Annotated in this window: 15 protein-coding genes; 10 read left to right on the forward strand and 5 right to left on the reverse strand. The window is 68.2% G+C overall.

Going from position 1 to position 15,156, the window contains the following annotated elements; translation table 11 throughout:
- Positions 1-210: 210 nt before the first annotated feature.
- On the reverse strand, positions 211-1,314 hold the full coding sequence (locus NJD74_RS00005) for an alkene reductase (RefSeq protein WP_102788238.1): 1,104 nt from the start codon (positions 1,312-1,314) through the stop codon (positions 211-213).
- A gap of 126 nt (positions 1,315-1,440) precedes the next feature.
- On the opposite strand from NJD74_RS00005, the gene NJD74_RS00010 reads away from it, so the two are divergent.
- Genes NJD74_RS00010 through fghA form a run of 4 tightly spaced genes read left to right on the forward strand, consistent with a single transcriptional unit; the run spans position 1,441 to position 4,729 of the window.
- Positions 1,441-2,349, forward strand: coding sequence for a LysR substrate-binding domain-containing protein (locus NJD74_RS00010; protein ID WP_102788237.1), 909 nt, complete (start codon positions 1,441-1,443; stop codon positions 2,347-2,349).
- A 60-nt stretch (positions 2,350-2,409) separates the two neighbouring features.
- Entirely contained in the window at positions 2,410-2,685 is a 276-nt protein-coding gene (locus tag NJD74_RS00015; RefSeq protein WP_038691827.1) for a metal/formaldehyde-sensitive transcriptional repressor, read from the forward strand.
- 55 nt (positions 2,686-2,740) lie between these two features.
- Positions 2,741-3,850, forward strand: coding sequence for an S-(hydroxymethyl)glutathione dehydrogenase/class III alcohol dehydrogenase (locus NJD74_RS00020; RefSeq protein WP_102788236.1), 1,110 nt, complete (start codon positions 2,741-2,743; stop codon positions 3,848-3,850).
- Positions 3,851-3,898: 48 nt separating this feature from the next.
- Positions 3,899-4,729, forward strand: coding sequence for an S-formylglutathione hydrolase (fghA, locus tag NJD74_RS00025; RefSeq protein ID WP_319623434.1), 831 nt, complete (start codon positions 3,899-3,901; stop codon positions 4,727-4,729).
- A 42-nt stretch (positions 4,730-4,771) separates the two neighbouring features.
- Here the strand turns inward: fghA and NJD74_RS00030 are convergent, their stop codons facing one another.
- The gene (locus NJD74_RS00030; protein ID WP_319623435.1) at positions 4,772-5,410 is read right to left on the reverse strand and encodes a hydrolase; all 639 of its coding nucleotides are present in this window, start codon (positions 5,408-5,410) and stop codon (positions 4,772-4,774) included.
- Positions 5,411-5,530: 120 nt separating this feature from the next.
- Positions 5,531-6,400 carry a pirin family protein gene (locus tag NJD74_RS00035; RefSeq protein ID WP_319623436.1) on the reverse strand — a complete coding sequence of 290 codons (870 nt, stop codon included), beginning with the start codon at positions 6,398-6,400 and terminating at the stop codon, positions 5,531-5,533.
- 121 nt (positions 6,401-6,521) lie between these two features.
- Here NJD74_RS00035 and NJD74_RS00040 point away from each other — a divergent pair, with 121 nt between their 5' ends.
- Both NJD74_RS00040 and NJD74_RS00045 read left to right on the forward strand, forming a co-directional pair.
- Complete coding sequence (locus tag NJD74_RS00040; protein WP_319623437.1) at positions 6,522-7,427, forward strand: LysR family transcriptional regulator; 906 nt, start codon at positions 6,522-6,524, stop codon at positions 7,425-7,427.
- Between the two features lie 115 nt (positions 7,428-7,542).
- Complete coding sequence (locus tag NJD74_RS00045; protein ID WP_319623438.1) at positions 7,543-8,964, forward strand: diguanylate cyclase; 1,422 nt, start codon at positions 7,543-7,545, stop codon at positions 8,962-8,964.
- A 70-nt stretch (positions 8,965-9,034) separates the two neighbouring features.
- Here the strand turns inward: NJD74_RS00045 and NJD74_RS00050 are convergent, their stop codons facing one another.
- Entirely contained in the window at positions 9,035-9,481 is a 447-nt protein-coding gene (locus tag NJD74_RS00050) for a universal stress protein (protein WP_319623439.1), read from the reverse strand.
- A 148-nt stretch (positions 9,482-9,629) separates the two neighbouring features.
- Between NJD74_RS00050 and NJD74_RS00055 the strand changes: the two genes are divergently transcribed.
- The 4 genes from NJD74_RS00055 (at position 9,630) to NJD74_RS00070 (ending at position 14,841) form a co-directional block, all read left to right on the forward strand.
- Positions 9,630-10,544 (forward strand): LysR family transcriptional regulator, encoded by a 915-nt coding sequence (locus NJD74_RS00055; RefSeq protein ID WP_121039741.1) that lies wholly within the window; start codon positions 9,630-9,632, stop codon positions 10,542-10,544.
- 180 nt (positions 10,545-10,724) lie between these two features.
- Positions 10,725-12,266, forward strand: coding sequence for an MFS transporter (locus tag NJD74_RS00060; protein ID WP_319623440.1), 1,542 nt, complete (start codon positions 10,725-10,727; stop codon positions 12,264-12,266).
- A 17-nt stretch (positions 12,267-12,283) separates the two neighbouring features.
- Positions 12,284-13,339: an HlyD family secretion protein gene (locus NJD74_RS00065; protein WP_319623441.1), complete on the forward strand. Its 1,056-nt coding sequence runs from the start codon at positions 12,284-12,286 to the stop codon at positions 13,337-13,339.
- Positions 13,339-14,841: an efflux transporter outer membrane subunit gene (locus tag NJD74_RS00070; protein WP_254665304.1), complete on the forward strand. Its 1,503-nt coding sequence runs from the start codon at positions 13,339-13,341 to the stop codon at positions 14,839-14,841. Before NJD74_RS00065 ends, NJD74_RS00070 begins: the two co-directional genes overlap by 1 nt.
- Here NJD74_RS00070 and NJD74_RS00075 read toward each other — a convergent pair.
- On the reverse strand, positions 14,814-15,152 hold the full coding sequence (locus tag NJD74_RS00075; protein WP_026069862.1) for a hypothetical protein: 339 nt from the start codon (positions 15,150-15,152) through the stop codon (positions 14,814-14,816). The two genes, NJD74_RS00070 and NJD74_RS00075, sit on opposite strands and share 28 nt — an antisense overlap.
- Positions 15,153-15,156: the final 4 nt, after the last annotated feature.

The raw sequence follows: 15,156 nt of genomic DNA on the forward strand, positions 1-15,156 counted from the left end.
ACGCCCAAAGCGAATCGATCCCCGCCTGAAGCGCGCCGGGGCACATCTCCAACGGCTGCCGGCCAGCGGCCGGCACTACCATGCCCGTCCGGTGGGGGGCTGAAGCTCCTCCAGCAACACAGTTGCTACCGCCGGCGGGGCACGGGTAGAGCCACCCCATGGGTGGCTGCACGCACCCACGGAATCACCACGCCCGCGCCGGCCCCATGATCAGCCGGCAACCGGATAGTCGGTATACCCCTCCGCACCACCGCCGTAATACGTGGCCCGATCCGGCACCGCCAGCGCCACATCGCGCTCCAGCCGCGCCACCAGGTCCGGGTTGGCGATGAACGGCTGGCCGAACGCCGCCAGATCGATGATGCCCTCGTCCACCAGTCGCAGCGCGCGCTCGCGGGTGAGGCTGCCCGCCAGGATCAGGGTGCCACCGTAGCTCTGCTTGAACGTGCGCAGGAACGCCTCGCTCAGGACCGACACGCCCCGTGCATGGTTGTCGTTGAGGTGCACGTAGGCCAGGCCGCGCTTGCCCAGTTCCTGCGCCAGGTACAGATACGCCGCTTCGTTGCCGACGTACTCGGGCATGTCGAACTGCAGGTTGTTCGGTGCCAGCCGCACGCCGACGCGGTGCGCCCCGATCCGCGCGGCCATCGCATCGACGGTCTCCAGGATCAGCCGCGCGCGGTTCTGCAGCGTGCCGCCGTAGCCGTCGGTGCGGTCATTGGTGACCGGGTTGAGGAACTGTTCGAACAGGTAGCCGTTGGCCGCGTGCAGTTCGATACCGTCGAAACCGGCGGCGATCGCGTTGTCGGCCGCGCGCGCGAAATCGTCGACGATGCCGGGCAGCTCGTCGGTGCGCAGGGCACGCGGCGGGGTCGGATCGGCCTGACCACGGCTGCCGTCCTCGCGGTACACGAAGGCGCTGCTCTTCGGGTCGCTGGCCACCGGGCGGGTGCCCGCGCTGACCGGCTGGCCGCCGTCGGGCTGCAGTGAGGCGTGCGACATGCGGCCCACGTGCCAGAGCTGGGCGAAGATGACGCCCCCTTCGGCATGCACGGCAGCGGTGACCGGCTTCCAGCCCTCCACCTGTTCGGCCGACCACATGCCCGGCACGTCGATGTAGCCCTGGCCCTGCGGCGACACCGGGGTGCCTTCGCTGATGATCAGCCCGGCACTGGCGCGCTGCCGGTAGTACTGCGCGGTGAGGGCGTTGGCCACGGTGCCGGGGTTGCGTGCGCGGGTCATCGGCGCCATCGCGATGCGGTTGCGCAGGGGGGTACCGGCGAGGTCGTAGGGCTGGAAGAGCAGGGCGGTCATAAGGCGAACTCGTGGGGAAGGGGGCGCCAGCGGCGCGACCCCTTCAAGATAGGGTTGACCTGGAGGCACATAAAGGACTTCAATTTCCCAGCAAGTGGGACATTGTGTCCCCAATGGAGCGCGGTGATGCTGCCAGTGGAATCGTTGAATGGGCTGGTCACCTTCGTCACCACGGCGCGCTCGGCCACGTTCACCGAAGCGGCCGAGACCCTGGGAATCTCGCGCTCGGCGGTCGGCAAGGCGATCGCGCGGCTGGAAGAGCGTCTGGGTGTGCGGCTGTTCCATCGCACCACGCGGCGCATTTCGCTCACCGCCGATGGCCAGGCCTACTTCGCCTCCTGCGCCACCGCGCTGGAAGAGATCGCCTCGGCCGAGGCGTGCCTGGGCTCGGCCTCGCACCTGCCGGCAGGCCGCCTGCGCATCGACATGCCGTCCTCGTTCGGGCGGCTGATGATCCTGCCGGTGCTGCTGCGCATCTGTGCCGAACACCCCGAACTGCAGCTCACCATGACCTTCACCGACCACTTCGTGGACCCGGTCGAAGAGGGCATCGACCTGCTGATCCGGTTCGGTGGGCTGGACCAGGCCCAGCACCTGGTTGCACGACGGCTGGGCACCCAGCAGTTGATCACCTGCGCCTCGCCGGCCTACCTGGACAGGCACGGCACGCCCGCCACCGTGGACGACCTGCATGCGCATCGCAGCATCGTCGGCTATCGGTATGGACAGCCGGTGGCGTGGCGGATCGGAGAAGACGCCGGGCAAGCGCGCTTCATTCCCAGCGGCACCCACCAGCTCAACGATGGCGATGCCGTGATCGAAGCGGCCATCGCCGGCCTGGGCATCTGCCAGATGCCGCACTTCCTGGTGAAGCGGCACCTGCAGTCGGGCGCGTTGCAGCAGGTGCTGGGCCACTGCATGCAGCACCATGTGGAGATCCACGCGCTATGGCCGCAGACCCGGCACCTGCGGCCGAAGGTGCGCTACGTGGTGGATGCGCTGGCGACACTGGCCGATGCCGGTGCGTTCGACTGAGCCGGGCGGGCGACCGGTTGTGTATACTATCCCCCAGTATAGTTCTCTGGTCATTCGCGCGTGCCGCACTCCCCGGAAGAAAAGAAGAAGGTCCTGGCCCGCGTGCGTCGCATCCGCGGCCAGTGCGATGCGCTGGATCGGGCACTGGATGCCGGGGCCGAGTGCGGGCCGGTGCTGCAGCAGATCGCGGCGATCCGCGGTGCGGTCAACGGGTTGATGTCCGAAGTGATGGAAGCCCACCTGCGTGAAGAATTCGGCCAGCCGGCGCAGTCCGATGCGCAGCGCGCCGAGCGTGTGCGCGACATGAGCGCGCTGATCCGTTCCTACCTGAAATAAGCGTGCGGCTACCCGCGCGCGCACCTGTCTTGTTCCCTGCCTTGGAGTGCTCCCCATGAAATCCCGTGCTGCCGTTGCCTTCGCCGCTGGCGAACCGTTGAAGATCGTCGAGATCGACGTCGCTCCGCCGCAGAAGGGCGAAGTGCTGGTCAAGATCACCCACACCGGCGTCTGCCACACCGATGCGTTCACCCTGTCCGGCGATGATCCGGAAGGCCTGTTCCCTGCCGTGCTGGGCCATGAAGGCGCCGGCATCGTGGTGGAAGTGGGCGAGGGCGTCACCAGCGTCAAGCCGGGCGACCACGTGATCCCCCTGTACACCGCCGAGTGCGGCGAGTGCCTGTTCTGCAAGAGCGGCAAGACCAACCTGTGCGTGGCCGTGCGCGCCACCCAGGGCAAGGGCGTGATGCCCGATGGCACGACCCGCTTCAGCTACAACGGCGAGCCGATCTACCACTACATGGGCTGCTCCACCTTCAGCGAGTACACCGTGGTGGCCGAGGTCTCGCTGGCCAAGATCAACCCCGAGGCGAACCCGGAACACGTGTGCCTGCTGGGCTGCGGCGTCACCACCGGCATCGGCGCGGTGCACAACACCGCCAAAGTGCAGGAAGGCGATTCGGTGGCCGTGTTCGGGCTGGGCGGCATCGGCCTGGCGGTCATCCAGGGCGCGCGCCAGGCCAAGGCCGGCCGCATCTTCGCCATCGACACCAACCCGTCCAAGTTCGAACTGGCCAAGCAGTTCGGTGCGACCGACTGCATCAACCCGAAGGACCATGACAAGCCGATCCAGCAGGTCATCGTGGAGATGACCACCTGGGGCGTGGACCATACCTTCGAGTGCATCGGCAACGTCAACGTGATGCGCGCGGCGCTGGAATGCGCGCACCGTGGCTGGGGCCAGTCGGTGGTGATCGGTGTGGCTGGCTCGGGCCAGGAAATCTCGACGCGTCCGTTCCAGCTGGTCACCGGCCGCTCGTGGAAGGGCACCGCCTTCGGTGGCGTCAAGGGCCGCTCCCAGCTGCCGGGCATGGTCGAAGACGCCATGAAGGGCGACATCGAGCTGGCCCCGTTCGTGACCCACACGATGGGCCTGGACGAGATCAACGACGCGTTCGATCTGATGCACGAAGGCAAGTCGATCCGCTCGGTCGTGCATTTCTGAGCCATTACGGGCGGCGCGCGGTCCGCGCCGCCCCTACGGAGAATCACCATGGAACGCATCGAACATCGCGCCGCGTCCGGCGGTTGGCAGGACGTGTACCGCCACACCTCGCAGGTGCTGGGCTGCGACATGAATGTCGCCGTGTATCTGCCGCCGCAGGCCGCCACGCAGAAGCTGCCCGTGCTGTACTGGCTCAGCGGGCTGACCTGCAACGAGCAGAACTTCATCACCAAGGCCGGTGCGCAGCGTTACGCCGCCGAGCATGGCGTGATCCTGGTCGCGCCGGACACCAGCCCGCGCGGCGATGACGTCGCCGATGCCGAGGGCTATGACCTGGGCAAGGGCGCCGGCTTCTATCTCAATGCTACCGAGCAGCCGTGGGCGGCGCACTACCGCATGTACGACTACGTGGTAGAGGAGCTGCCAGCGTTGATCGAGGCGCATTTTCCGACAACGGGTGCGCGCAGCATCAGTGGCCACTCGATGGGCGGCCATGGCGCGCTGGTGATCGCGTTGAAGAACCCGGGTCGCTACAAAAGCGTCTCGGCGTTCTCGCCGATCGTCGCGCCGACCCGCGTGCCGTGGGGGCAGAAGGCCTTCACTGCCTACCTGGGTGAGGACCGCGCCAGTTGGGCGGCGTGGGATGCCAGCGAGCTGGTCGCCGCCGCGACCGAACGCCTGCCGTTGCTGGTGGACCAGGGCGGTGGTGATGAGTTCCTCGACACCCAGCTGCAGCCGCAGTGGTTGCAGGCGGCCTGCACGGCGGCCGGTCATCCGCTGACGCTGCGCCTGCAGCCCGGTTACGACCACAGCTATTACTTCATCAGCAGCTTCATCGGCGAGCACATCGCGCATCACGCCAAGGCGTTGCACGGGTGATGCCCGCCCAACGGCCACGCGGGAGCGTGGCCGTTGCGTCGCTCATTGGCGATCGTAGGAGAACTGGATGCCGGCAGTGCCGCCCGTCTGGATGAAAAGATCCATGAACGCCGGCACCGTGTCCTGGCGCTGCCAATCGCGTTGCAGCTCACAGAACAGCTGAGGCACGCTGATCATCCTGCCGCCGGCCTGTTCGATGCGGCGCAGGCCCGCGTCATGCGCGGCCAGGGAGGTGCCGCCAACGGCATCGACCACGACGTACACCTCGTAGCCCTCCTTCAAAGCATCCAGGGCGGGGAAGGTCAGACAGGCTTCGGTCCACAGGGCGGTCATGATCAGCTTGCGGCGCCCGGTGGCCTGCACCGCGTCGCGGAATGCGGTGTCTTCCCATGCATTGATGGTGGTGCGGTCGTAGGTGGGATGGTCGGCCAGCACCTTGCGCAGCTGCGGAATCGGCGGTTTGTTGAGGCCGCTGCGCACATTGACCGTGGAATGCACGATCGGCAGCCCGTAGGCGACGGCGGCCTTGGCGGTGCCGACGATGTTGTTGACCAGCAACTGCCGGTCCATCGAGGCGATCGAGTTCACCTGCACCGGCTGGTAGTCGATGATGATGAAGGCGGCGTTCTGCGGGGTCAGCAGGTGATCGGTGACAGGATCACGGATGGGTTCGCTTGCCATGGGAAGTACTCCTGGGCATGGGGAGGCCGCTGGGCGGCGGGGTATGGCGATGGCAACGACCATCGCCACGGAGGACAGGGGATGCGTCAATCGCGCTGCGAATCCAGCACGTCGCCGGAATTACGCGTGAGCGATCTGGCCGAAGCGGCCGCTCTTGAAATCGGCGAAGGCCTGGCTGATGTCGTCCTGGCTGTTCATCACGAAGGGCCCGTAGCCCACGATCGGCTCATCGATCGGTTCGCCACTGAGCACCAGCACCGTGGCATCGCTGTTGGCCTCGATCTGCAGGGCGCTGCCATCGCGATCGAGCATCACCAGCTGCGCCTCGTGCACGGCCTGGCTGCCATTGACCTGCACGCTGCCGCGCAGCACGACCAGGGCGACATGGCGCCCCTCGGGCACCGGCAGGTGGGCGCTATGGCCCTGGAGCAGCCGCAGGTCCCACACATCCATCGGCGTGAAGGTGCGCGCGGGGCCACGCTGGCCGTCGAACTCACCGGCGATCACGCGCACGCGGCCCGCCTGATCCGGCAACGGCACCGACGGAATCTGCGCGTTCAGCAGGGTCTGGTAGCCGGGCGCGGCCATCTTGTCCTTGGCCGGAAGATTCACCCAGAGCTGCACCATCTCCAGCGTGCCGCCGGTGCGGGTGAAGGCGTGGGAGTGGAACTCTTCATGCAGGATGCCGGAGGCGGCGGTCATCCACTGCACGTCGCCCGGGCCGATGGTGCCGCCCGCGCCGGTGGAATCGCGATGCTCCACTTCACCCTCATAGACGATGGTCACCGTCTCGAAGCCGCGGTGAGGATGCTGGCCAACGCCGCGTGGCTGCGCAGCGGGGGTGAACTTCATCGGGCCGGCATAGTCCAGCAGCAGGAAGGGGCTGACCTGCTGGCCGTGGCTGGAATAGGAGAACAGGGTCCGGGCCGGGAAGCCGTCGCCCACCCAGTGCGCCTTGGGGGCGCTGTAGATGCCGAGAATCTTCTTCATGTCGTACTCCTCCGGGGGCAGGCCCGTGTCTGATGGAAGAGATGATGGATTCAGGACGCTGGCGCCGGTAGTCAGCAGAATTTATCCTCATAGTCCTATTTGGTGAACGCTGGAGGCGGCCGTGCAGGATCTCAATGACCTCTACTATTTCGCCCAGGTGGTCGATCACGGCGGTTTCGCGCCGGCGGGGCGGGCGCTGGGGGTGCCCAAGTCGAAACTCAGCCGCCGGGTGGCGCTGCTTGAGGAGCGGCTGGGGGTGCGCTTGATCCAGCGTTCGACGCGGCACTTCTCGGTCACCGAGGTCGGCCAGACGTTCTACGCGCACTGCAAGGCGATGCTGGTGGAAGCCGAAGCCGCCCAAGAAGCGATCGAACTCACCCGCAGCGAGCCGCGCGGCATCGTCCGGGTGGCCTGCCCGGTCGCGCTGCTGGACACGCGTGTCGGCGAGATGATCGCGGCCTTCCTGGCGCAGTGCCCGGGGGTGGCGATACAGCTGGATGCCACCAACCGCCGGGTCGACCTGATTGCCGAGGGCATCGATATCGCGATCCGGGTGCGGCCACCGCCATTGCAGGACACCGAGCTGGTGATGCGGGTGCTGGCCGAGCGCAGCCAGTGCCTGGTCGCCAGCCCGGCGTTGATCGCGCGGCTGGGCCTGCCGCAGGTGCCGGCCGATCTCGCTGCGTTGCCGAGCATGGAGCTGGGCCTGCCGCAGAACGAGCACGTCTGGAATCTGTTCGGCCCGGACGGCACGCGCGCGGACATCCATCATCGGCCGCGCCTGGTCACCCGCGGCATGCTGACCCTGCGCGCGGCCGCGGTGGCGGGCGTGGGCGTGGTGCAGCTGCCGCGGATGATGGTGTGCGACCAGATTGCCGCTGGCACGCTGGTGCACGTGCTGCCCGCGTGGGCGCCACGGCGGGAGATCATCCACGCGGTATTCCCCTCACGGCGCGGACTGCTGCCTTCCGTACGCGCGCTGATCGATTTCCTGGCGGAACGTTTCCAGCAGCTCGAGGAAGAGTAGCCGACGCTGCCCGGCGCCCTGCCGCGCCCACGCCGTCAACGCGGGATGAATTGATCCCCAGGTGCCGGGCAACCTTGTATGTTGGTCGCAACGCCGCATCGGAATGGAAAGCCGCATGGTGGTCTGGCTGTCGGTGCTGTACCTGCTGTGCCATGGCATCGCGCTGGTGCTGATGCCCGCGCATGCGCTGCCGGTGTCCTATGCGTTCCTGATCGGGGCGCCTCTGCTGGCCGGGCTGGCCTGTGTGTGGCGGGGCCGCCGCAGCGCCTCGATCGTCGGCTGGGTCGCGATGGCGCTGGGCATGGGGCTGTGGGCGGCAGGCATGGCGTTGAACATGTACCAGGAGGTCGGCCGAGGCAACGCCGATGCGACGCCGGGGCTGAGCATGCTGCTGTACGTGCTGTACGGCGTGCCGCTCACCTTCGCGATGGCCCATCCGCGGCATGAGCCGTGGTACCTCAGCCTGATTGATGCGCTGCTCGCGCTGCTGCTCGGCTACCTGTTCTTCGTCTACACGTTCTCCTTCGCCACGCTCAACGATGCGGGCGAGGACGGGATCGCACACCTGCGGCTGATGTTCGATGTGGAGAACATTTTCATCGCCGGCTTTGCGCTGCTGCGCTGGCGGGCGAGCGAAGATCCCTCTCGGCGCGTGTTCTTCCGGACGTTGTGCGTGTTCGCCTGGGTGTACCTGGGTGTTGCCGCGTACATCAACCACGTCGAGACGGAGGGCAGCTACGGCGGCCTGGTCGATCTGCTGATCGATGTCCCGTTCCTGTTGCTGGCGATCATGGCGCTGCGGCCTTCCCGACGCAGTGAAGTGCGTGTGCCGCGCGCGCTGCTGATGGCCGTGCGCGCCGGGAGCCCCTTGATCCTGGCCCTGTCGCTGATGGTGGTGTCGGCATTGATGGTGCGCGAGCATCCCTATCTGGCCGTAGCCGGGTTTGCAATGGCTACCGTGGGGTCGGGCCTGCGCAGTGTGTTGATGCAGATGCGTTCGTTCGCGCGGCAGGACCAGCTCGATGCATTGTCGCGGATCGACAGCCTCACCGGCCTGGCCAACCGACGCCAGTTCGACCAGAGCCTGCGTGATGCGTGGGAGCAGGCGCGGCGAAGCGGGCAGGGGATCGCGTTGCTGATGGTCGATATCGACTGCTTCAAGGCGTTCAACGACCGCTTCGGGCACCCGGCCGGCGATCAATGCCTGCGCCTGGTCGCTGCAACGTTGGCGGGGTGCGCGGTGCGCAGCACGGATCTGGTTGCCCGTTATGGCGGTGAGGAATTCGCCGTGGTGGTGGCATCCACGCCGCTGGCAGGCGCCCCTGCACTGGCCGAGCGCATGCGCCGTGCAGTGGAGCAGCTGCAGTTGCCTTCCGCTGAGTCGGGACGACCGGTGACGATCAGCATCGGCGTCGGGACCGTGCCGAGGGTGTTGGACGCCGATCCTGCCGAGGTGCTGGCGGCGGCGGATGCCGCGCTGTACGCCGCCAAGCGGGGCGGGCGCAATCGGGTGGAAGCGGGCGGCGCACCGGGCTGAGCGCGATCACCGCCCGTCGCCGGGCCAAGGCACGGCCGCGGCCGATGGATGACGGCACGCCGGCGTTCGCTCAGGCATCGCTACCGCGCACTTCCACCAGCACCGGGCAGGGCGCATGGTCCACTGTCCATTGCCCGACCGAGCGGTCCAGCAGGCGTTCCAGCCGCGACAGGTGGCGATGGCCAATGACGATCAGGTCACAGCCGTGCTGGCGGGCATGGTCGCAGATCACCTGCGCCGGCTCGCCGGCCGGGTGGTGGCCGATGCCGTCGATACCGCGCTCGCGCAGGCTGTTCAGGGCGGTGGCAAGCAGCTGTTCGGCCTGGTGGACCTGGGCGTCGGCGGCCGGATACTCGGCGTGCTCGGCACGGGGTGCGTCGTCGGCCAGCGCGAAGGCGGGGTCCAGCACGCACAGCAGGTGCAACCGGGTGGAAGGCCCGGCCAGCGACCCGGCGAGGTCCAGTACCTGGGCGTGCTGTGGGCCGCCATCCAGGGCGACGAGGATCTTGGTGAACATCGGCAATCTCGGCAGAGGGGGCGCTAGGGTCGCGCACCGTTGGCGCTGGACCCATGCCGTGCGCCGCAGCGGAGACGTGCGTTGGGCGCATCAATACCGGTTTTGGATTGCAGTAAAGTCACCGCCACACGTTGAAGGTGATACTGCCGTGACCATGCCCGATCTGAACCTGCTCATTGCCCTGGATGCCCTGATCGAGGAGGGCAGCGTCGTGGGCGCGGCGCGGCGGATGAACCTCAGTGCCCCGGCGATGAGCCGTACCCTGGGCCGCATCCGCGAGGCGATCGGTGACCCGGTGCTGGTCCGCGCCGGCCGTGGCCTGGCCCCGACCCCGCGCGCGCTGCAACTGCGTGAGCAGGTGCGCGGGGTGATCGAGCAGGCCCACCTGGTGTTCAATGCCGGCCGCGAGGTCGACATGCTGACGCTGGAGCGCACCTTCAGCATCCGCGCCAACGATGTGTTTGTCGGCACGTACGGTGGCCGCATGCGCGAGTTGTTCAAGGCGCAGGCGCCGTGCTCGGTGCTGCGGTTCGTGCCCGAGGGCGATGGGGACGACGATGCGATGGCGCAGGGCCGGATCGATCTGCACATCAGCGCTGTCAGCAAGCTGAGCGCCGATACCAAGGTGCAGAACCTGTTCAGTACCTCGTTCTTCGGTGCCGCCCACGAGGGCCACCCGATCTTCGCCGGCGAGATCACTGCCGAGCGCTTCGTGGCCTTCGACCACATCGCCGTATCGCGCCGTGGCCGGTGGTATGGCCCGATCGATGAGGACCTGGAAGCGCTGGGGCTGACCCGACGGGTCGCGCAGATCATGCCGACCTTCCACTCGGCGATCTTCGCCGCGGCCGATTCGGACCTGATCCTGCCGCAGATGCCCAGCGTGATGCTGGGCCGGCTGGAACGCCTCGGGGTACCGCTGCGCCTGTTTGAACTGCCGATTCCGGTCCGCAGCGCGATTGTCGTGCAGGCATGGCATCCCCGCCTGGACAGCGATCTGGCGCATCGCTGGCTGCGCCGCAGCATCAAGGCGATGTGCGACGCGGAGTCCACGCAGGCCTGACGCACTGCGACCCCGGCCGCCTGCACGGTCACCGGTGAGGCGTGCGTCTGATGCACGCCAGCGATGGCCGGCGCAGCATTTTTCGCAGCATCGGCGCTGCCTAGACTGCCGCTCCCCGTCGTGGAGTGGACCCATGTCCGTGTTGTTCCCGCTGCATCCCCCGTACCCGGGGGGTGTTCGATGACTGCTGTTGCCGCCCCGTTGCCGGCAGCAACTGCCGTGCCGGCTGCACCGCCCGCGCAGGCGGTGTTCGGCCTGCGTCTGGCCGTGGGCCTGTGCGGCGTGCTGCTGGCTGTGCTGATCTCGGGTATCAACGAAAACGTCACCAAGGTCGCGCTGGCCGACATCCGGGGCGCGATGGGGTTCAGTGCCGATGACGGCAGCTGGATCATCGCGCTGTACACGGCGATGTCGGTCAGCGCGATGGCATTTGCGCCGTGGTGCGCGGTGACCTTCTCACTGCGTCGCTTCGCACTGGTGATGATCGGCGCCTTCATGGTGCTGGGCGTGCTGTGTCCGTTCGCACCGGATCTGCCCTCGTTCCTGATCCTGCGCGCGCTGCAGGGGCTGGCGGGCGGCGCGCTGCCACCGCTGCTGATGAGCGTGGCGCTGCGCTTCCTGCCGCCGGGCATCAAGTTGTACGGCCTGGCCGGCTATGCGCTGACGGCCACGTTCGGGCCGAGCCTGGGCACACCGATGGCCGCGCTGTGGGTGGACTACGTGGGGTGGCACTGGGCGTTCTGGCAGATCGTGCCGTGGTGTGTGGCCGCGCTGGGCATGGTGGCATGGGGCCTGCCGCAGGACCCGCTGCGGCTGGAGCGTTTCGCGCAGTTCAACGGGGTCGGCCTGGCGCTCGGGTTCCCGGCGCTGGTGATGCTGGTCATCGGCCTGGTGCAGGGGCCGCGCCTGGACTGGTTCGCCTCGCCGCTGAGCTGCCTGCTGCTCGGCGGTGGCACTGGCCTGTTGGCGCTGTTCTTCTACAACGAATGGTCGCACCCGCTGCCGTTCTTCAAGCTGCAGCTGCTGGCCAACCGCAATCTGAGCTACGCGCTGATCACCCTCGGTGGCGTGCTGTTCGTGCTGCTGGCGGTGATCATGATTCCCTCCAGCTTCCTGGCCAAGGTGCAGGGCTACCGGCCGCTGCAGACCGCGCCGATGCTGCTGTGGGTCGCGCTGCCGCAGCTGATCGCGCTGCCGCTGGTGGCGACCCTGCTCAACCAGCGCCGGGTGGACAGCCGCTGGGTGCAGGCGATCGGCCTGGGCCTGCTGGCGTTGGCCTGTGGCCTGGGCGCGCAGCTGACCACCGATTGGCACCGCGACAACTTCGTGTGGCTGCAGGTGATCCAGGTCATCGCCCAGCCGATGGCGGTGCTACCGCTGCTGATGCTCGCCACCGGCAGCCTGGCGCCGACCGATGGCCCCTTCGCTTCAGCATGGTTCAACACCGTCAAAGGCTTCGCCGCGGTCCTCGCCGGTGGCCTGCTCGAGGCGGTCACCACCGCGCGCAGCCATCTGCACTCGACCGCGCTGGTCGACCGGATCGGCAACGCACCCTGGTTTGACGCGGGCGCCGCACCCGGGCTGGGCGCGCGTCTGCATGCGCAGGTCGTGGCGCTGACCTCGGCCGATCTCTATCTCCTCGTCGCGTGGGTGGCGGTGGCGCTGATCGCGCTGATTCCGTGGCTGCCCACACGCATGTATCCGCCACGTGCCGTGGCTTGAATTCAAGGAACTCCCCTGTGTCCCTGCATCGCAACTCCGTTCCCTTCGTCATCGCTGCCGGCCTGCTGCTGCTCGCCGGCGGCGCCGGGTGGCTGCTGCACGATGGCCGCCATCAATCCACCAACAACGCCTATGTCACCGCGGACTTCACCGTGGTCGCGCCGAAGATCGCTGGCTTCGTCAGCGAGGTCCGCGTGCGGGACAACCAGACGGTCAAGGCCGGCGATGTGCTCGCGCGCATCGATGATCGCGACTATCAGGTCGCGCTGGCGGCCGCGCGTGCCGATCTCGCCAATGCACGGGCGCAACTGGCCAATGCGCAGGCCGCGTTGGCGCAGCAGGGTTCGGTAATCGATCAGGCCCAGGCCAGTGTGGATGTCAGTCGCGCCGAGCTCAGCCTCGCCCAGGCCGATCAACGCCGCTATCAAGCGCTGGCCAGCGACGGTGCCGGCACCGTGCAGAACGCACAGCAGGCGCAGTCGCGCCAGGCGGTGGCCAGTGCGCATCTGCAACAGGGCACCGCGGCCGTGGTCAATGCACGCCAGCGCACTGCGCTGCTGACCGCCAGCGTGCAGTCCGCGCAGGCCGCCGTGGAGCGGGCCGACGCCGCACAGGCCCGTGCCGAACTGGATCTGTCGCATACCGAGCTGCGCGCGCCCATCGATGGCATGGTTGGCCGCCGCGCAGTGCGCGTGGGGGCTTACCTTACCCCGGGCACGCCGGTGCTCGCGGTGGTGCCGCTGCAGCAGGCATTCGTCGTCGCCAACTTCCAGGAAACGCAGATGACGCGCATGCACGCCGGACAGCGCGTAGACGTGCAGGTGGATGTGTTCCCCGGCCAGTCGCTGCACGGCCGGATCGACAGCATCGCCCCGGCAACCGGGGTGACCTTCGCCGCGATCGCGCCGGAGAACGCGACCGGCAACTTCACCAAGGTGGTGCAGCGGATACCCGTGAAGATCGTGCTCGACGAAGGCCAGCCGCTGGCCGGCCAGCTGCGCGCGGGTATGTCGGTGGAGGCGCGCGTGGATCTGGACAGCGGCGGGCGTGGGCTGCCGGGGGAGGGCGCATGATGCGCCGGCAGACGGTGCGCCTGATGGCAGGCAGCGCGCTGTGCACCGCACTGGCGGCCTGCACCCTCGGCCCGGACTTCGTGCGGCCCCAGGCAAGCCTGCCCGCGCAGTGGGAGGGTGGCGTGATCACCTCGGCGGCCTTCGCTGATGACGCGGCGTGGTGGAACGGCTTCGAGGATCCGCTGCTCGTGGCGCTGGCGAGCCAGGCCATGCGCGCCAATCTGGATGTGCAGCTGGCGGCCAACCGCGTCGCGCAGAGCCGCGCGCTGCGCCGGAGCAGCGCCGCCGACCGCGTCCCGGCCGTCGGCGCGACGGTCGGCGCCACCCGTGCGCGCAACAGCGAAGTGGGTTTGAACGATCCGTCCGGCAATGCCGGGCGCGAGGACTACGGGCTGTTCCAGGCCGGTATCGGCCTTGGGTGGGAACTGGATCTATGGGGGCGTGTGCGCCGCCAGGTCGAGATCGCCGATGCCCGCGTGCAGATCGCCAACGAAGACTGGCACGCGGTGCAGACCGCGGTGATGGCCGAAACCGCCCGTACGTACCTGCAACTGCGTGCCACGCGACAGTTGCTGACCATCACCGAGGACAATCTGCACATCGCACGCGACGTGCAGCGGCTGACCCTGGCCCGCCAGCAGCAGGGCGTGGCGACCACGCTGCAGGTCGCCAGCGCGGCCGCGCAGGTGGCCGCGCTGGAGGCGCGGCTGGCGCCGCTGCAGCACCGGCAATCGCAGCTGCGCAATGCGTTGGCCATGCTGTTGGCACGTTCGCCACGGGCCTTGGATGAACAGTTGGACGCGGCGCGGCATGACTGGCCGGCGCTGCCGGCACTGGCAACCGGCCTGCCCAGCGATCTGGTCAAACGCCGCCCGGACATCCGCCGCGCCGAAGCGGCGCTGCACGCGGCGACGGCTGGCATCGGCGTGGCCAAGACCAGCTTCCTGCCACGCATCACCCTCACTGGCGATGCCGGTTTTCAGGCCAGGCAGCTCGACGACCTGGACGGGTGGAATGCACATCGCTTCAGCATCGGCCCGGCGATCAGTCTGCCGATCTTCCAGGGCGGCCGGCTCAAGGCGAACCTGGCCCTGAGCCGGTTGCAGGAACGCCAGGCCGGGCTGCAGTTCCAGAAGACCGTGCTGCAGGCCTGGCACGAGGTGGACGATGCGATCGGCGGCTACGGCGCAGAGCAGCAGCGTGGGCAGGCGCTGCAGGTGGCGGTGCAGGAAAGTGAGCGTGCGTTGGCGGCGGCGCGTCGTCAGTACCAAGCCGGGGTGATCGATATGCTCGACGTGCTGACCACCCAGCGCATCGCGCTGGACAACCAGGCAGCGCTGGCTGACAGCCAGGCGGCGGCTGCGATCGCACGGGTGGATCTGTATCGCGCGCTGGGTGGCGGCTGGCGCGAGGTGGAGGAAGGCGTGACCCGCGCTGGCAGCGCACCGGCTGCCAGCGGGGCGGGCAACGCCGATCAACGCACGTTGCGCAGTTCCCAGTGACTGCCGGCCAGCATGCGCAGGCGCTGCTTGAACACCTCGCTGTCGATGCTGGTGGTGGCGCACAGGTTGATGCGCAGATCATCCTGCGCGCCGGTCACGGTCGCGGCCGGATCGGTCGCGCCCCACTGCGGATCGACCGCATCGGGATCGTCCTGCTTGGCGCGCCAACGGTCGAACAGCACCGTGGTGCGCAGGGCGTTCTCGAGTTCTTCGGCCAGCCCGGCCGCACCCTGGGCGCGGAAGGACAGGTCCGGATCGTTGCCGCGCGCCTTGGCCGGATCCGGCAGGCTGATGTCGTAACTAACTGGCATGGTT

This window comes from Stenotrophomonas sp. RG-453 (assembly GCF_033843685.1).
GTDB classification, from domain to species: domain Bacteria; phylum Pseudomonadota; class Gammaproteobacteria; order Xanthomonadales; family Xanthomonadaceae; genus Stenotrophomonas; species Stenotrophomonas bentonitica_A.